We start from the raw sequence: 18121 nt of genomic DNA, 5'->3' as shown, positions 1-18121 counted from the left end.
TCAAAACAGCCAACGAGCCGCCATGTCGAGTAAGGTCATCAAGTTCAAACAACGGGACGTCACCGATTGCGGGGCCGCCAGCCTTGCTTCTGTCGCAGCCTTCTATGGCTACAAGCTGCCACTATCGCGCATCCGCCAGTGTGCCTCGACCGACCGCTCCGGCACCACCGTGATGGGCCTCACGGAAGCGGCCCAGAAGCTGGGCTTCATCGCCAAGGGGGTGAAGGGCGGGTTCGACAGCCTCTACAAGATCCCCAAGCCCGCTATCGCGCACGTAGTCGTCAACGAAGTCCTGCACCACTTCCTCGTAATCCAGTCAATCGACGCGAGGTGGATCATTGTCATGGATCCAGCCTACGGCGAAATCCGCAAGCTATCGCATGAGGAATTCAAGACGCAATGGACTGGCGTCCTGGTGCTCCTGGTTCCCGCAGACACCTTCAAGCGCAGTGACGAGACCACCTCACCCCACGCGCGCTTCGCCCGTTTGCTTGCACCACACCGGGCGGTGATGGCGCAGGCTCTCGTCGGGGCGGTGGTGACGACGATCCTCGGCCTCTCGACGGCCATTTACGTCCAGAAGATCGTCGATCATGTGATCACAGCGGGCAACCACAACCTGCTCAACCTAATGAGCGTCGCCATGCTGCTGATCCTGGTGACGCAGGTCCTGATCAATCTCCTCAGGCACCGGCTCGTCCTGCAAACGGGGCAGAAGATCGATGTCTATTTGGTCCTCGGCTACTACAATCACATTCTAAGTCTGCCTCAGCAGTTCTTCGACAGCATGCGACTGGGCGAAATCATCTCCCGCATGAACGACGCGGTGAAAATCAGGAGCTTCCTGAACGACGTCTTGATCAACATGTTCGTCGACGTGCTAACGATACTGTTCTCGTTCGGGGTGATGTTCATCTACTCGTGGAAAATCGCCTTGGTCGTGGCGCTGTGTCTCCCATTATACCTCTTAGTCTACTGGAGCCTTAACCGGCTGAACAGGAAGCGCCAGCGCGCCATTATGGAGAATGCCGCCGATCTGGAGGCGCAACTAGTGGAATCACTCGGAGCCGTCTCCACGATCAAGACCTCCGGCATAGAGAACTTCGCCAAGTTCAGGATGGAGACCCGCTTCATCAAGATGCTGCATTCCGTCTATAGCTCCGGCCTTATCTCGATCTTCGGAGACAATGCCTCGACTTTCCTCTCGACCCTCTTCACCATCGTACTGATGTGGTTCGGAACGACGCTTGCCCTCGATCAGACCGTCACGCCCGGTCAATTACTATCATGCTATACGTTGCTCGGCTATGTCACCCGGCCAGTTGCCAGTCTGATCCAAAGCAACCGGGTCGTTCAGGATGCATTTATCGCGGCGGATCGCCTGTTCGAGATTTTCGACCTGGAGCCGGCAAGCGGCGGCGCCATTGATGGCAGCAAGTCCGCCGCTGGCGATATCCGCCTGGAGAACGTCACGTTCCGCCATGGCGCGCAGCCGGATCTGTTCCAGGATCTCAGCGTCACCTTCCGCCGCGGCGAGATCACGGCCGTGGTGGGGGAAAGCGGTTCGGGCAAGAGTACCCTTGCCGCGCTGCTGCAGAATGTCTATCCGCTAAAGGGTGGACGCATCCGGATCGGTTCCTGTGCCTTGCAGGACCTCTCGGCCGTATCGCTGCGCAAGGTTATCGCTGCGGTACCGCAATCGATCGATGTGTTTTCGGGCTCGGTGATCGAGAACATTGCGCTTGGCGAGTTCGAGCCGGACACCGAGAAGGTCCTGCAAATCTGCGATCAAATAGGGCTACGGGAGTTGATCGAGCGCTGGCCGGGTGGCTTCCAGGCGTATCTGGGCGAGAACGGCGTACGCCTTTCCGGCGGCGAGAAGCAGCGGCTTGGGTTGGCTCGGGCTCTGTACCGGGATCCGGAGATCCTGATACTTGACGAGGCGACCTCCTCTCTCGACTCGATCGCCGAGGCCACTGTCCTGCGGGTGGTTGAGGATTTGCGTCGGGCCGGTAAGACCATCGTCGTCATCTCACATCGACTCAGCACCGTTCGCTTGGCCGACAAGATCGTGGTCATGGACAAGGGGCGGGTGGTTGCGCAGGGAAGACATGCTGACCTGATTGTAGCTGATGGCGCTTACGCTCGCTTGTGGCGGGCGCAAACCGGTTGACGTGCCCCTGACCTTTAAACCAGCGGCGACTAATTAGGCCGGTGTCAGGCGAGAGGAGGAATTGGAAGCGGACGCAGGCGAGCTCGGAGATCGGGCGGCCCTTTTGACGCTGGCGACCGAGGATCATGCGCGACACGCTGGCGGCCTAGGGAAGTCAGCTCCTGTTGTCTCCGTCGTCTCTAATGTCAATCACCCCGCGCCGGCAGGAGTGGCTTGCTCTCATTCCGCACGCGGCCAAGCTCCTTGAAGACCAGGATGAACAAGCCGCCGGTGAAGTATGAGCCAGCCTGATCGACCGAAGGCGCCTTCCCGCTCGACTGCGGCTTGCTCCCAGCTACACAGTGATGTAACGTGTGCTACACGCTTGGAGCTACACATGACGCTGAACATCCGCAATCCGGAGGCCGATACTCTCGCTCGGGAGCTTGCGCGCATTGACCGCACAAGCATCACCGATGCTGTAATTGTCGCCCTACGGGAAACCATACGCAACCGGATGAACAAGGAAAGCCCGAGAGAAACGGCGCAAAAGATCCTGGCTAAGCACGGCCTGTCTTTTCAGCCAGGTCGAAAGCCGGTTCCACCGGAGGCCTATCACGAGCTCGACCATGATCTCACGGGTGGCGACGAATAATGTTCGTCGATGCATGTGCGATCGTCTCGATGATGGCGGGGGAGGACACGGCCGACGCCTATGAAGCGGCGCTGCTCGATGCGGCATCGCCGTCCACATCGACACTTGCTGCCTGGGAAGCCATAATCGTCCTGTCACGCCCGGATCAGTTGAATTGCGCCTACAAAGCGGCTGAGGCGGTTGTCGTCGAATGGCTAGAAGCACGAAACATTCGGCTCCGCGAGCCCGGTTCGCCCCGACGCGTCCTGTCCCACGCGGTCGCTGTTGCCGAACAGCACGGCATAGGAAAGCGGCGCCTCAGCAATTTCGATTGCTTCCACTACGCCTATGCCAAGGTGATGCGCTCGCCGCTGCTCACGCTGGATCAGCTTTTGCGTCAGACAGACGTGGCAACTTTGCCGAAAGGATCTGATGAATGACCGTCTTCGAATTGATTGAACTGCCGGAATTGACCGGGGCCGTTGCCGAGCAGATAAGCGAGGACATGGCTTGATCGCGCGGCGAGGAACTCGACCTTCTACGCCAGGATAGAACCAGAGAACGACGTTCCGGTCGAGTCTATTTTCAAGTATTACTTTTAAGGGAATTTCGTACCCGGCATTTATATTGCGCGCGCAAACGGGGGTCGGTCGAAAATGACAAGTAGAGCTGGCCAGCATTGAAGCATGACGACCGCATTGGCCTTGACGGCGGGCGTGATTTCCGAAAGGTGGTGCCGGGTGGCATCATACTGCGATACTCCTCACGCCGCGCAGAACCTGCGCCGACCAGTACGGGTCGCCACGATCGTCGACGTGGGGGATAGTGATAAGCAGGGCGCCTATTTTCGGGTGAGAGCTTGGCCCTTTCACGTCGATCGCCAGGCTCCACGCACAAGCCAGACATCAACGATCCGTAAAGCAGGACTCCGATGGTTGTGTTGACTCTGTGGAGCACTCAGCCGAAAACAGGCGATGGCTAAAGGAGGGAATTGCTGATGGCTGACGAGAGTAATGCGGGACCAGTTGCTGCGACAACTGCAGCGACGGACGCAGAAGTGAAAGTACCAACGGCTAAGAAGCGGAGGTCGCCGCGGCCGCAGAAGGCGGCTTCCGAACCAGCTCAATCAAAGACACCGGCGGCTAAGCGCAGAGGGTATACCGAGCAAGAAAAGAGCGAGAAGCTGAAGCTGATCGAGACGCAACTTAGCGAAGGCAACACCCTCAAGGACGCTATCAAGAGCGCCGGCATATCAGAGCAAACCTACTATCATTGGAAAGGTGCTGCGAGGCCTGTCGAGCAAAAGGACACTAACGGCGCCAAGCCCCTGCCGGCCGGCGATGAGCTGGCAGATCTTGTCCAGCTCGAAGAGGAAAACCAGCGGCTCCGCAAACTACTGGCGGAGAAACTGCGAGCGGAAAATGCCGAACTGCGCAAGAGGCTCGGTCTGGACTAAACAGGACCGGGAATGCGCGGGGCGACGTTCTTCGGCGTCCTCCGTATTGCGCCAGAAGGCTTATATTTGCTCCCATTTGGCATTGTCGCGGCAAACGAAGCCCTTGCTGTTCTCCGCTCTTGCCGAAAGGCGCGCCAACTGCGAGGTTAACGAGCAGTTGAAGCGCGTGAGGAAGGTCTGTATTGGTGCGCCAGCAGGAATGCAGCGGCGCCAATCGGTGTTGCATTTTTTGCGGTTGCTTGGGATCGAAAGTACATGAAGACGCCACAACGGAGATTCGTTGCTGAATTCAAGTCGGGGCGGCGACAGCCAAAACCCAGACGAACTCATCCGGGGAGACACAGATCTCAAGGCTCTGGCCCGCGAAGTGGAAGATTCGGCTTCGCATCTGTTCACATGTAGGCCCCGGAACGCCTGCCTCGGATGAGAATAGGCCGACTGCCGACGATCTCGACGTTGCACTAGCAGCGACGCCATTTGCCAACGGCGCAGAGGTCAAATCGCGAAGCACCATCAGGCCGTTCATCCGGCCGAAGCAGTTGTGCAAGTGCAGGAGAGCCAAACCGGCATCCAGCCTCGAAGATATCAACCGGCACTCCTCGAAAGCGCGCCCGCCCAGACGATTTCGCTCAACTCGAAGGTTGGGCACGATGATCGAAAGGCTCAGACCGGGACTGTCGACATTCGGTCTCGCTCGACGAGCTTGCCGCCCTGGACGCAGACACAACAAGCGTCCTTAAGAGGTTGCTGGCCCAACAGCTTCGTGCACAGAACCTTCGGCTCAAGAAGATGCGTGAACGATTTGGTGCCGAATAGCGACGTCGTATCACTGGCGCCGGGGCCAAAAAACCGCGGAGACTTGCCCGTAGACCAAAGACTATATGGAAGCGGTCATTCCGAGGGGAGTGCCTCTGAAAGTCTGTGGCCCTAGTCAGATTGTCCATCCATCAGGCCATCGAAAACTTCGAGCATGGCGTCACTAATCGCCCTGCCGAGCGCAGCGGCGGTCGCCGCCAGCGCTTCCTCGTTCATGTCACGGGAGGCCATCGCAAAAGCTGCGCCTTCTGCCGTCACGATTTCTTGCGCCCGTTGGATCGTCCACAGGACAAAGTCGCTCCGGCTGCTGATTTCCACGGTTTCCATGATTTATCCTGTTTTGTTCGAGCAGATGCCTTATAGCGAATTTGGTGGGGCGATGCAGTCAGGAAAGAGTCGTTCTTCGGAATGAGCCGGAATAGCCGAATGACGCAGCAGTTCGATCTCTTTGTTGCGAACGAGGCAGTACCTGCGAAGGTGACTGGTTCCTGGGCGTTGAAGCGCCATTCTCCGAATGTGTTGTGCGAAGCAGACATGGTTCGCCAACTTCAGGAGACGGGCCGGTACCGCATCCTCAAAAAGCTCGAGCCCCGTTCTGTAGCCGTGGCGGCGCGATCCGGATTTCCCTTGAAGGGCGTGATCCTCGATACCGAGACGACCGGCCTTAATCATCGCAAGGACGAGATCATCGAGATCGGCGCGATCGCCTCACATTCGATGACAGCGGCAGCATCGGCGATGTCACCGACGTGTATGGTGGATTGCAGCAACCGAGCGTTTCAATCCCGCCGGAGATCACGCGTCTCACCGGCATCTCCGACGAAATGGTGGCCGGTCAGATGATCGATGTCGATCAGCTAGGCTCAATCATCGAGCCTGCAGATCTGGTGATCGCCCACAACGCCAGTTTCGATCGACCGTTCTGCCATCCTTTTCGCCGGTCTTCGCCGGGAAAGCCTGGGCCTGCTCAGTTTCGGAAATCGATTGGTCGGCACGGGGCTTCGAAGGCACCAAGCTCGGCTACCTGATTGGGCAAGCGGGCTATTTTCATGAGGGCCATCGGGCCGTCGATGACTGCTCTGCTCGAGGTTCTCGCCGGCGCGGGAGAACCCGGGCGATCGCCGTTGGCCGAGCTCTATGAAGCGAGCCAAAGATCCCGTGTTCGCATCTTCGCGGAAAACAGCCCATTCGACATGAAGGATCACCTGAAGGCGCGCGGCTATCGCTGGTCGGATGGCAGCGACGGTCGACCGAAGTCCTGGTGGATCGAGCTTCCCGAGGACGCCCTCGAGGAGGAACTGCACTATCTCCGCTCGGAAATCTACCGCTGGGATGAGGCTGATCCGCCGGTGAGGCGCCTCACCGCATTCGATCGCTTCAAGGCCTGATAGGCTTCGTCACGTACAGCATGGGTGGTGGACTGCGTATTTCGCCTATCATTTGGGCGCCACGAGTATGAACCCATCGAAGCGATGCGCCTCCAAGACTCCTCTTGCAAGCTTCACATGCTTGAGGTCGGGCGCAATCTGGCGATAGTAGGCGCCGGGAAGAATGGCCAGCAGCTGGTTCACAAGGTTTGGAAGAACACCGCCATAACTTTCCCTCCAGATAAGGGGGCCGGAGCAAAGCGGCTCCGAGCAGCGAACTGTCCGCCCCGCCCGCTGAACGCCATCCTCTTCCCCAGCTGCCTGTTCATTTCTGTGGGGACGCGGAGCAAAGGCTCCCTTCACCGCGTGTGGTCAGCCTTTCAGCTGGGCCGCGTAGCGCTCACAGCCGTTGTTGTCATGCCAGTCCCACTCCTCGATGATGCCGCCCCGGCTCGCGATGAGTCTGAGTTTGCAGGAATCCTCGTAGGACTGCATGAGGGTGCCTTCAACGGTGCTGTAGATCGCCTGACCATTGACGTAGGTCGTGGCTGTGTTGGTCGTGGGGACCATGTACGTCCCGCTGCTGCTGGTGTGCCACACGTATATCTTCCTACCGGCGATGTTCTGCTCCTCGTCAGGGTAGCCTAACTTGGCGAAGGCAGCCTGCACAGGTTGCCCCTTGAGACCCTGCATGGCTGGCCGAGCGTCTTCCATCGTCGTGCAGCCTGAGGCTACAGCGTGGGAGATTAGCGCAAGTGGCCGGGTGAATGTCTTCATGATGCCCCCAAGAATACAGCGTGAGAGATACACAGCCCCGGAGTTTGTTGGCGGACGGCAGGCAGTTCCCGCCTTTGAACACCCAGGTCTTGCCCTCGGCCTTGGACAGCGCATCGAGAATGGTGCACCATTGCGGCTTGCCGGACCTGTAGGAGTCCCAGGTCGTACGCCGCCACAGGGTTTGCGCGTGCGTGCCGTCCTGCCAGAAGTTGTCGATCATGCCCCATGCGCGAAGGCGGGCGAAGCAATCCGATCGGTGGCTTTAGGATCTTTAGAATGTCCGACTGGTGTTCGCTGTAGCGCGGATCTTTCGAAAGCTTATTGACGGACGATAGGTTAGACGCCTCGCCCCAGGTCATCGCCTTATCGCTTTCGATCTCGTTCAGATAAGCGCGAGGGTCGGCGGCATCCTTGGGAGTCTTGTCGGGGTTGGAATCGATCGCCTTGGCGACGGTGGTCATCTTGGGCTGGGCGGACGCCGTCATGTGGTCACCGTAGCCAAGGCCATCGCCATCATCAAGCTGTTCAGAAATGTACCGCGCATGGTTTGCCCCTTCGAAAGCCTCGATAAGCGTATCCGGACCGGTTTGAAAACTAACCGCTTCGTCCCTCTTCTAGGCAAGACCTGTGCCAGTCAGATACATTTGAATTCAAGGGGTTGTTGTGGGCGTTGGGAGGCCGTGTAGGTGAAGCCGCACTGTATTGTCGCAACCGCGACACGCTTGTCGCTTCCGGATGGCTCTGAGACAGCGTCGAACGATACAAGAGTGCCGTAATCCTCCACCTTCCATAACTCGGCCGTGTCGATGACCGTGTCCGTGGCAGCCTGCGAGACCCGCTGATATGCAGATCGTGAACTTGCGGCGCAAGATGTGCCCAACACCCTGCAGCTGGATGGTTTCGTTTGCTGCCCGTGCCAGCATCAAATCAACTGTAGCTGTCTTTGGGTTGATAATGGCTGCGCAGGGCTTATCCTGACCCATCTTCGTAGACATTGCCGACCTCAGATTTATTGGACAATGGATGAACCAGGCTCGATTCCTTGGCGGACCTCTCAAACCCATACCTAAGTTCAATTCGCCCACACGGCCGAGCGGGCGGGAATGGGCATGAATCTCAACCTTTCAGATGCCTGCTGCGCAAGTGCCATCTTAAAGCGCTAAGTATAATAGACGTCCCCGACCGTTGCTTATGCTTTGCCAAACCTGACGACAAGCTGTTGCTCTCAAGGCTAACGCGGTGAGGCGGCGGAGGCGTTGCTGCTGTGGGGGCATCCAGAGCGGCGCTCCAGGACTCCTCAGTGCCTCGATGAGGTTGACGTTACGGCCCCAAGGCAGTTGTGAAACAAGCTGTTGGACGGCAACCGCGCTTCGCAATGCAGCTAGCCATAGCGCTTACTCAGCCGAAAAAGAACGCTGTCTACAGAGGGAGATAAATGACGCCTAACGAGACCGGTACAGACCCCTTTACCGAGTCGACAGAGATGGCTGCGTCACGCACCAGGGCGCCAGAAGGCAGCCGCCGGGGCAACGCAGCTAAAGAAGTTGCGACTTCTGCAAGAATGTCGAAGGGTCGCAGGAAGCGTGGCGAACAAGCCGGCGAAGCAACGCTAGTCCCGAAGCACGCGAGCCACGGCGCAGGCTCATCATGAGGTTACTCGATCCGACGCTGATGCGCATGCTTCGGTGCCGATAAACCGGAAAAGTAAAAAAACCGGGAACATCGTGGACGACGGGGCCAAGACGCGTGAAGAGAACCGGAACCGATATTGTTTCGGAGAGCACTGCGATCGCAAATGGCGATCAAAGTGGGCAATCCTCTTCGTCTCGAGAAAGCTTTTGGAGGAGGTGGCAAGCCTAGACGAGGAGATCAGGCAGCTGAGACGCCATTTGGCCCAAAAGCTCCATTTGCAGAATTGAGCGATTCGATAGATCGTGAGCCTGCCTCATATACTCAAACGTTGGACTCATATGGATATCAGAAAAACGTAAGTTCATTGTCGAATTCAAAGTCGGCGCCGATGGTCAAAGATGCGGCCAGCTCCGTTTGGGCCAACACGTGCATTCTGATATTCCTCACATGTCGTCATTATCGCGCAGATCGCCGGGAACTCTGATGGCCGCCGGCAGATCCCAGTCGCTCGCAACCGATCGGACCTCAGCTCACGAAGATGCTCGTAATCCCCCAGCACGTCTGCTGCACAGATGTACTTGGAGACCTCCAGCATCATCACGTCATGCCAATACCTCCTGGTCAGAGACCGAAACAATATGAGTTCTACCGTTTCCGGGTCAGCACCGATACTTCCCCATCCGGTAGGTGACGCTTCCCCGTAGGCCCACGACAGTGCCCTGCCAGCAAGGAAATCAGAAGTTTAGAGGCCGCGGCGGCTCATGCGTGACAGACACTTCCAACATGCCGCATGGTATGCTGGATGTTGTTCCGCGTGAGGCATGGCAAGCGCACCCAATACTGCCAGCTACCGATCCTGGTAGTTTCTGAGATTTCCATTCTCGAATAGTTGTGGGTGGCCATCGTCGGAAATACCCGGGTAGGGAGCCTTATGCGATTTTAACGGGAGGAAGCAGTGAAGATGTCCGCTAAGCCGCGACCTGCTACCGAACAGTTCTCTGGAGATCGGGTCATTATTCTTGGCGTCGCCGAGAGTGATTGTCATGTGGTTGCGAATAAGCTCATCGAATATGAGCTTAGACTCTCCGGATTCAATGTAATCAACCTCGGCGCATGCACACCCGTCGATGAGTTCGTGGCTGCCTTCCAGTCACATCCGTACGCCGACGCACTAGTTATAGGAAGCTTAAATGGCCATGCCTATGAGGATTTGAAAGCAATAAGAGATGCGAAGAGCAATCTTTTAATTTCTTGTCCCATCATAGTGGGCGGGAATCTTGGCGTCACCCGAGCTCAGGCAGCCAAAACGAGAGAGGAATTGCTTGCGCTCGGCGTGGAGTACGTGCTTGAGGACGCGGCGGCGTTACCTTTGCTCTTGCACCAGCTCCCCCGACGGAACGTTTTTACCACGAGTCCGGAATGAGGAATCTCATGAGACCCCTAGACATTTCTATCATTGGAGCCACCGGGGCCGTCGGAACTGTACTAATCAAGTTGTTGGGAGCAAGCCACATTCCGGTCAATCGGTTGCGGCTGCTCGCGTCCAGCAATTCCATCGGTCGCCAATCGACGTTTCGGGATGAAATCTGCTTCGTGGAGTCACTCGGCGAGACCGACGATATCAAAACCGACATCGCATTCTTTTCCGCGGGCGGCGCAGTAAGCGCCAAATGGGGACCTCTGTTCGCAGCCCAAGGCGCGCTGGTGATTGACAACTCGAACGCCTTTCGAATGGACCCAGATGTGCCACTCGTCCTACCGCAAGTTAATCCGAGTGCACTCGCGGTTCGCCCACGGTCGGGCATCGTGGCAAACCCAAATTGCTCGACGATTCAGCTGGTCCGAGCACTGAGGCCGCTGGTAACTGCATTTGATGTTCATCAGATTATCTTGACCACGTATCAGGCCGCCTCGGGGGGCGGCCTTATAGGGATTGATGAGTTATTGAGCGGAACCAGAACCGCACTGGATGGAGGCGCGGGACCAAGCGCGGAACGTTTCCCTGTCCCCCTTGCGTTCAACGTAATACCGCAGGTTGGCGAGACCGCTCCGGAGGGCGTGACCCTTGAGGAGCGCAAGCTGATTCAAGAGTCTCGAAAAATCTTGGGCATGCCTCATCTCCAGTTAACTTCCACTTGCGTTCGAGTTCCCGTGGTCAACGGCCATTCCGAGGCGATATACATCGAGTTCGAAGAACCGGTTCGCCTCGAACAGGTTCATGAGCTCCTCGTGAAAGAGCCAGGTGTTCGGCTCTTTGCAGACGGAATTCACGAAGGATATCCAACGCCGCGCTTTCTGGAAGATCCTGCGGATGTTCACGTAGGGCGGGTAAGAGTCAATCCCGAGAACCCGCGCGGACTCTGGATCTGGGTGGTCGCAGACAATCTTCAGGTCGGGGCCGCGCTTAACGCACTTCTCATCGCACAGCTTGCAATTGCCAACAACGTGATTGGTGGAACATGACCGCGACCGTTCTGAAATTTGGAGGCTCCAGTTTTCTGCATCCTGACGACTACGGTCGAGTTGCTCGGCACATAGCCGCGCGACTGGCGGCAGGCGAAAACAAAATCGTTGCCGTGGTCAGCGCGATGTCGGGAACGACCGACAACCTGAAAGCGGTCATGCTCGACGTCAACGAACAAGCATTACCATCGAGCCTCGATGCGGCACTTGCAACCGGGGAGATGCTCAGTGCGTGCCTGTTGGAGGCTGCCGTTAGCCGGCTAGGGATTCCCGTAATGTCTTTGAATGGCTATTCCCTTGGAATACGTACGAATTCAGACTTCGGTCGAGCGTCAGTAGAAGGCGTGGATCCCAAGCCAATTGCTGCAGCATTGCAGGAGCATGACGTTGTCATTGCCGCGGGCGGCCAGGCAATTGATCAGTCCGCCAGGTTAACGATGCTCGGCAGAAACAGCTCTGATCTGACAGCTATCGTAATCGCTTCCATGTTGGGAGAGCCCGCTTGCGAAATATACTCGGATGTTCCGGGCGTCTACACGGCAGATCCTTATCTTATTCCAGGGGCACAACTGATTCCGGAGATTGCCTATGGGACAATCGCACAGATGTCACGACACGGCGCCAAGGTACTGCACCACAGGGGCGGTGGATTACGCCGAAAGGCACGCAGTCACCATTGTCTGCAAATCGCTCACCAGCGACGGAGCCGTCACAGGCACGCTTGTAACAGGCCATGGGAACGCCCATTCCGTGACAGTGGCTCGCGACGCAACGGTGTTATCGTGCGCCAGCCTCGCAGAGCGCGATAACCTCCACGCGCTTCTTGATCGATGCGACATCAGCACGATCTGTCTGGAGGAGAACGACTGGGCTGGCATATGCATTATAAGCGACGTCGATTTTGCGATGCGGCTTGTCGCGCAGACGGGCACTCGCTCGCTCTCCTTTGGATCAAAAACCGTGGTGACCGAGCTTGATTCTTCAGAGTTGCGTGTCCACTTGGACGGTGATTATGAGCGCGCCATTTCCCTGGCGCGCCAGATCCACGAACGAATGTATCCTGGAACTGCCAAACCGTTTGTGTCGAGAACGATTAAACAGCGCTCGGCCTATAGTTCGCTGCTCATCCGCGGAAACAATGCGCGGGGAAATCCGGAATAATACATTCCGTACATGAGGTTGCTGCTCCCCGGCGGAAGGGTGGCCCTTTCGCTGGTGATTCGTAGGGAACGAATGGAGAGCAGCGGTGGCGATGTTTGCAGGGTTGGATGTCGGTGAAGCGGACGGCAGTGTGCGGAGTCGACGCGGCGGACAAGGTCGTGTGGCGCGGGGTGATCGACACCCATCCGGAGTTGATCGACACCGCGTTGAAGCGCTTTGCGCGCGAGCTCACGCGGGTCGGGTTGGAGAGCGGCCCGTTTACGCCGCATTTATTCCGCTCGCTTGCGGCGATGGGCTATCCGATGATTTGCATGGACGCGCGCCGCGCGGCGGACGCGCTGAAAGGCCGTCGGATCAAGAGCGACATTGGCGCCTACCTCGGGCTGACCGAGAAACGCTATCAATCGGCCGACACCGATGTCGGCATGGGCATCTCCAAACAGGGCGATGCGATGGCCCGGCACTATCTCTGCGAGGCCGCCAATGTGCTGCTGACGACGGTTAAGAAGCGCTTCGCCTTGCGCGACTGTGGCCTGAAGTTGATGCGGAAGGTCGGGCCCAAGCGCGCCCGCGTTGCGGTGGCGCGGAAGCTTGCCGTTCTCATGGGACGCATGTGGAAAGACGGCACCCACTTCGAGGCACCTGTCGCAGCGTAGGTTTTAAGGAGGGGCTTATGAAAAGGAGATTCCAGCGTTCGAGCGTTTCCGCCCCTCGGCAATGAGCGGGTGCGGACCGCAAGGGTGAGTGCGTGACAGGTTGGTTGTAGCTTGATCTCTGCGCTGACGACCTGGCGTCGGGAATACCGGAGTGGCGTTCTTAGCGGTCTTCGTGCCGCTGGCGATTTCGCCGCCGGAAGCCGGGCCTCGTGAGGTGATGTCGCAGCCTCGACGTCGGCGCATTGGTCAGGAAAAGTTCGGCTTTGTCGTTGAACGCGATAAACCGTCCTCGCTGGATAAGCTCGTCAAACTAATCGATTGGTAAGTTTGGCCGAAGCGAATGACCATGTGGGACGAGGCAAACAGGCTGCGGCTCCCGCTTTGGTTGCGGAACCGCTTCATCGACGCGGGATTTGGCGGTGCGTATTGGCATAGTATAGCGCGACGATCAGGATGAGACCGCGTATTGCCGCACCCAGGAATGTCCCCGGGCAGTCATAGCCTCCGAACCCCGCAGCACGACACTATTGTCAGCTTTGTCGAGCGCACGACATAGCGGCACCTGCCTGATTCGCAGCTGCACCCTCATTAAGTAACTGATAGGCAATAGGAAGATCTTGTTTAGGCTCCTTTCTGCAAAGTTGGCACGCCTCTTGAAGGATCCACATTGGCTACGTGACTGGAGCGGCCGATGATATGCATCACTCAATGGGACGCACGAGTAAAACAAGATGTCAGCTCCGCATCGTGCGGTGGGGGCTGCGGCGATACCGACCGCCGAATGCGCCCAGAGCTGCAGTGTCTCACGGGCAGCGGCGTGGTGCACAGTGACAATATGGCGCGCAATAGTCCTGCCATCGGAGCTTCCGATCAGATTTCCTCGGGACCTTCGATGCATTTCCCAAATGCGGACAGGGACAGGGGTGCGGTCGAGTTCAGTCGGTTTCTCGACCGCACAGATGGTATCTCTCAGCCCAAACAGTTGTTCGACCTTTTGTCGGATTTTGCGCTCGGTTTTGGCTGCATTTGGATAGCCTATGGTCCTCTTACAGCCGACCGCAAGGTTTTGAATCCCATCCGATGCGCCGCAGAGCAGATGCTGAATTATCCTGATGAATGGCAGGAGCAATGTCTCAGACGGGGTTATGACAGGATAGCCCCGACATTCAGGGAGAGTCGGCTGCGGGCCGGCCCCATTCGATGGAGGGAGGTGTACAGTGACGCAAGGACGACTGCACACGAAAGGCGCATCCTCGACGAGGCTGCAACGTTTGGCCTAAGGTCAGGCATTACTGTCCCATTGCGCGGCCCCTATGGCAGCTTCGCAATCCTGAGCTTTGCTCAGCGTTGCAACAATGAACTCCAAAATAGAACAATCACCTATTTACAACATGCCGCGATACACTTCCATCTGACAGTTGCGGACGCCACGAATTCGAAACTAATTAAAGTCGTTCCTGACCTCTCTGTACGAGAGAAAGAGTGTATTTTGTGGGTAGCAAGAGGTAAATCTTCTTGGGACATAGGTGTTATTATGAGAATTTCAGAAAATACTGTTAACTTCCATATTAAGAACGTAATGCGAAAATTAGATACGTCGAGCAGAACCGTCGCCGCGATTAAAGCAATAAGCCTCGGGATTATTGCATTGTGAGAAGCGACCAAAGCAACGTCAGGCTTAGACTAGCAAAGCATCAAGGCCTTCGAGTACGGGAAGCTCAGAACTCTGGAACTGGAACAGCATCACAGCCTTACCTGGGATTATGTTTGGAGCGCCGGGTTCTAATGTGATGCGACCCGTGGTCCAAACCACGATCTCCGCCTCGTCGAGTTCACCGAAGAACGATCGGCTTCCGAGCATCGAAACGTAGTGCCCTTCTTCGTCCGCCCACGCAACTGGGGCAATTGGGAGATTGGCGCAATCGGGCGCTTCTGCGAAGCTGCGGGCGATCTCGAGGCCGTAGATCACGCCGAGGGCCCCATCGAGCCAATCGGCATAGTTCTGCGATTCTGCATGCGAGCCAATCAACAGCGATCGCCGCTCTGTCCGCGGCATACCAAACACGTTTCCGACCCGTCGATATGCGCCTTAAGCCCCACCGCTTCGTACTGCTGCGCAAGCCAGCGCCGGCTGTCCATGTCCTCTTTCGAATAGGTCGGGCGATGGACACCGGTTCGGTAGGCGCCGAACTGGGCGAGGTGTCGGAGATCTGAAAGCAATCTTTCGGCGTTTATCTTCGGCACGTACTGGTACCTCCTGGGATTGGCACGGCTCCAGCCGTTTCAACGGGCGTGATGATGTGTTTTTCACTCTTCGCGGTTCTGACCGGTACAATTTCGTTGGCGTGGAAAGCCTCGATCCGCGTGACATGTAAGTGGGGGTGATGTCCATGCCTCGGTGGCGCGATCTTTACAGGGTCACTGGATTTCGCACGCCAGGTGAGGAAAGCATAGCGTCAGCTGATCTTTGCCGCCCGCTGACGCTATCTGTGTCAATCCCCTTCCACTTCAGCCGGCAAGCGGGACGTCCGGATCGCCTCCTGCGCCGCCGTGGTCTGCATACTGATGACCCCAACATCGTTTTCAATACTGATCACCGTCCCAAAGGGCGCAGAGAGTTTCTGAAGGCGCGCAAGAATGGCTCTGGCTTGTGGCGCGGGGGCCAGCCGAGGAACGCCCCGGTTGGCAAACCTCTTTGTGTGACCAAGTTCAATCGGATAGAGTCGCAACTCTGCAAGCTCATTCCGCTCAAATCTGCTGACGGTAATAACGCTTTCATAGAAAACCGGATTTGTGAATCCCTTTCTCATCTCCGCAACGGTCACCTCGGCATCCGTATGGCTTCTCGGGTCCTTACCGTGAGCGGCGAACATATCAGCCCCTACGGGTGTCCGAAGATCATCCATCATGAAGTTCCCGACGCTGTAGAATATTGGCCGGCCCTTGTAGATCTCGATACCTCGCAACTGATGAGGTCCATGCACGACATAGGCATCAGCCCCGGCGTCAATGACCATACGTGCAAACGACTGTTCGTAGTCAGGCGGGTCTTGGCTCCAGTTTCCCGGCTGGTGACCGTGGTTTGTGACGACGCAGAAGTCGGCAAACTGCTTGCCCCGGCGAACGTTTCGAAGGATGTCCGCGACGTCGCGGGCGTCCGCTTCGTAGCTATAACCAACCTTGTCGCCGGATTTGTATGCCACGCCAGCGACCACGACCCCGCCTGCATGCTGATCATCCTGGACCTCAGTCGTTCCTGACACGGCGTCGGGCGCCGATTGACCGCCCGGTTTCGTATCTGGCAACGCGTCGCGTATCTGCCGCAAGTTTTCGAGCATTTCCGGCGAAACCACAACGTTTCGCGCCAGACGAAGACCATTGAGACCTGGTCTGCCCGGCGCTTCGCCAGCAGGATCGCACGCCCGAGACAGCGGCGTGAACGATGAAGCAAATGATAACAGGGCCACGCGGCCCCGAGCAGTTTCGAGGAAGCGCGCTGCACCTGCTTGGGAAAGGTTTTCGCCTACACCTGCATACACGATGCCGTTCTGATCGAGCGCTCGGCAGGTCTCGCGCATCCCTTCCACGCCCCAGTCCAGCGTATGGTTGTTCGCGTAGCTAAGAAGATTGAACCCCATCGCTTCGAGATCAGGCCCCAGCTCCGGCAAACTGACGTGGTACGCTCCGCCGTACTCGGCTTGGGGGCTTCCGGTAAACGTTCGGATATCGAAGATATTAGATGGGGTATTCGGCTTGGCGCCTCATCTTCAGGGTGACTTGGGATTGTAGCCGGGGTGCTGCGCTTCGAGGGATGATAAAACGTGGTCTGTATCGCAACAGCCACAAGCATCTGAAAGGAAGCGCAGCATGAAGCATTATGTCGGAATGGACGTCTCTGTGAAAGAGACTTCACTGTGCATCGTCGATGAAGCGGGCGGGATTTGCCGAGAGCTAAAGGTCTCCAGCCATCCGGATGACCTCATCGAAGTTCTGAATGATCCTGCCTGGCATCTTGTGCGTATCGGTCTTGAAGCTGGACCATTATCGCAGTGGCTTTTCGAAGGCCTTTCAAATGCCGGTTTGCCGGTTGTTTGCATTGAGACCCGCCACACCAAGGCCTTCCTGAAGGCGACCGTGAACACAACGGATCGCAACGATGCACGTGGCATTGCGCAAATGATGCGGGTTAACCTGTTTCGGCCTGTGCACGTCAAGACGATATCGAGCCAGCAGCGACGCGCTCTGCTCACAGCGCGCAAGCTGATATTGAATAAGATCAGGGACATCGAGAATGATATCCGAGGACTGCTGCGTAATTTCGGTCTCAAGGTTGGCTTGATCGGACGCATTGGCTTTGTGGCGCGGATAAGAGAACTTCTTGAGGGTATGGTCGATTTGGCAGAAATCATCGAACCGTTACTCTCAGCCAGACAGCAGCTTCGCGAGAGCTTCGAAGTTCTGCACCGCAAGGTGTTATCCATCGTTCGCAATGATGTGACCTGCCGACGCTTGATGACCATTCCGGGCGTTGGGCCCGTTGTCGCTTTGGGCTTTGTCAGCACGATCGACATACCTGGACGCTTTAAAAATTCCAAAGCCGTTGGCCCTGCGTTAGGGCTGACCCCAGTGATGAACCAATCTGGTGAGAGCAATCGCGTCGGCCGAATTTCCCTGTGTGGTGACATAATGATGCGAACGCTGCTCTATGAAGCGGCTCAAGTCATGCTGACGGTGGTCAGAAAATGGTCCTGGCTTAAGGCGTGGGCGATGAATATTGCCAAACGTCGCGGCCATCAAAAGGCAATTGTGGCCTTGGCACGCCGACTGGCTGTGATCATGCACCGCATGTGGAGTAATGGTACAGACTTCCAGTGGTCAAAGGACTCCGGACCGGCGAAGGCCTGACCATTTTAGACGACTAGATTCCACCGCCGGTGGAAAGAGGTCCTTCACGGGACGATGGATGAAGTGAGTCCGCTATCGAACTCGTACCGATCGGCTTCACCG

Annotated in this window: 13 protein-coding genes and 4 pseudogenes; 12 read left to right on the top strand and 5 right to left on the bottom strand. The window is 57.1% G+C overall.

The genetic code is table 11. The features are described from left to right. Positions 1 to 22 precede the first annotated feature (22 nt). From PYH37_RS31365 to PYH37_RS31345, 5 genes and pseudogenes are all read left to right on the top strand, one after another. Positions 23 to 2173 (top strand): peptidase domain-containing ABC transporter, encoded by a 2151-nt coding sequence (locus tag PYH37_RS31365; RefSeq protein WP_280736588.1) that lies wholly within the window; start codon positions 23 to 25, stop codon positions 2171 to 2173. A 376-nt stretch (positions 2174 to 2549) separates the two neighbouring features. Further along, positions 2550 to 2807, top strand: coding sequence for a type II toxin-antitoxin system VapB family antitoxin (locus PYH37_RS31360; RefSeq protein ID WP_280736589.1), 258 nt, complete (start codon positions 2550 to 2552; stop codon positions 2805 to 2807). After that, positions 2807 to 3226 carry a type II toxin-antitoxin system VapC family toxin gene (locus tag PYH37_RS31355; RefSeq protein ID WP_280736591.1) on the top strand — a complete coding sequence of 140 codons (420 nt, stop codon included), beginning with the start codon at positions 2807 to 2809 and terminating at the stop codon, positions 3224 to 3226. Before PYH37_RS31360 ends, PYH37_RS31355 begins: the two co-directional genes overlap by 1 nt. Positions 3227 to 3783: 557 nt before the next feature. Beyond that, positions 3784 to 4242, top strand: a complete 459-nt coding sequence (locus tag PYH37_RS31350) for a transposase (RefSeq protein WP_280736625.1) — start codon at positions 3784 to 3786, stop codon at positions 4240 to 4242. A 255-nt stretch (positions 4243 to 4497) separates the two neighbouring features. Beyond that, positions 4498 to 5058 (top strand): annotated as a pseudogene (locus tag PYH37_RS31345) (hypothetical protein). A 111-nt stretch (positions 5059 to 5169) separates the two neighbouring features. On the opposite strand, the gene PYH37_RS31340 reads toward PYH37_RS31345, so the two are convergent. Then, a complete protein-coding gene (locus PYH37_RS31340; RefSeq protein ID WP_280736592.1) occupies positions 5170 to 5385 on the bottom strand; it encodes a hypothetical protein in 216 nt (71 codons plus the stop codon). 99 nt (positions 5386 to 5484) lie between these two features. Here PYH37_RS31340 and PYH37_RS31335 point away from each other — a divergent pair. Then, a pseudogene (locus PYH37_RS31335) lies at positions 5485 to 6446 on the top strand (3'-5' exonuclease). A 351-nt stretch (positions 6447 to 6797) separates the two neighbouring features. Here the strand turns inward: PYH37_RS31335 and PYH37_RS31330 are convergent. Then, on the bottom strand, positions 6798 to 7202 hold the full coding sequence (locus PYH37_RS31330; RefSeq protein ID WP_280736593.1) for a hypothetical protein: 405 nt from the start codon (positions 7200 to 7202) through the stop codon (positions 6798 to 6800). A 2593-nt stretch (positions 7203 to 9795) separates the two neighbouring features. On the opposite strand from PYH37_RS31330, the gene PYH37_RS31325 reads away from it, so the two are divergent. The 5 genes and pseudogenes from PYH37_RS31325 (at position 9796) to PYH37_RS31305 (ending at position 14768) form a co-directional block, all read left to right on the top strand. Next, entirely contained in the window at positions 9796 to 10257 is a 462-nt protein-coding gene (locus tag PYH37_RS31325; protein ID WP_280736626.1) for a cobalamin-dependent protein, read from the top strand. An 8-nt stretch (positions 10258 to 10265) separates the two neighbouring features. Beyond that, on the top strand, positions 10266 to 11297 hold the full coding sequence (locus tag PYH37_RS31320) for an aspartate-semialdehyde dehydrogenase (RefSeq protein WP_280736594.1): 1032 nt from the start codon (positions 10266 to 10268) through the stop codon (positions 11295 to 11297). Continuing rightward, a pseudogene (locus PYH37_RS31315) lies at positions 11294 to 12458 on the top strand (amino acid kinase family protein). The gene PYH37_RS31320 and the pseudogene PYH37_RS31315 overlap by 4 nt, the downstream one beginning before the upstream one ends. A gap of 107 nt (positions 12459 to 12565) precedes the next feature. After that, entirely contained in the window at positions 12566 to 13114 is a 549-nt protein-coding gene (locus PYH37_RS31310) for a transposase (RefSeq protein ID WP_280736596.1), read from the top strand. Positions 13115 to 13805: 691 nt separating this feature from the next. Beyond that, entirely contained in the window at positions 13806 to 14768 is a 963-nt protein-coding gene (locus PYH37_RS31305) for a helix-turn-helix transcriptional regulator (protein WP_280736597.1), read from the top strand. A gap of 24 nt (positions 14769 to 14792) precedes the next feature. Here the strand turns inward: PYH37_RS31305 and PYH37_RS31300 are convergent, their stop codons facing one another. The 3 genes and pseudogenes from PYH37_RS31300 to PYH37_RS31290 all read right to left on the bottom strand — a co-directional run. Further along, a complete protein-coding gene (locus PYH37_RS31300; protein ID WP_280736598.1) occupies positions 14793 to 15143 on the bottom strand; it encodes a hypothetical protein in 351 nt (116 codons plus the stop codon). Beyond that, positions 15140 to 15358 (bottom strand): hypothetical protein, encoded by a 219-nt coding sequence (locus tag PYH37_RS31295; RefSeq protein WP_280736599.1) that lies wholly within the window; start codon positions 15356 to 15358, stop codon positions 15140 to 15142. Before PYH37_RS31295 ends, PYH37_RS31300 begins: the two co-directional genes overlap by 4 nt. Before the next feature lie 248 nt (positions 15359 to 15606). Then, positions 15607 to 16863 (bottom strand): annotated as a pseudogene (locus PYH37_RS31290) (CapA family protein); the annotation flags it as partial. Between the two features lie 118 nt (positions 16864 to 16981). On the opposite strand from PYH37_RS31290, the gene PYH37_RS31285 reads away from it, so the two are divergent. Then, entirely contained in the window at positions 16982 to 18019 is a 1038-nt protein-coding gene (locus PYH37_RS31285) for an IS110 family RNA-guided transposase (RefSeq protein WP_280736600.1), read from the top strand. Positions 18020 to 18121: the final 102 nt, after the last annotated feature.

The organism is Sinorhizobium numidicum (assembly GCF_029892045.1).
GTDB classification, from domain to species: domain Bacteria; phylum Pseudomonadota; class Alphaproteobacteria; order Rhizobiales; family Rhizobiaceae; genus Sinorhizobium; species Sinorhizobium numidicum.
The sequence above is the reverse complement of the archived record's forward strand: the minus strand, read 5'-3'. Positions and strand labels throughout refer to the sequence as shown.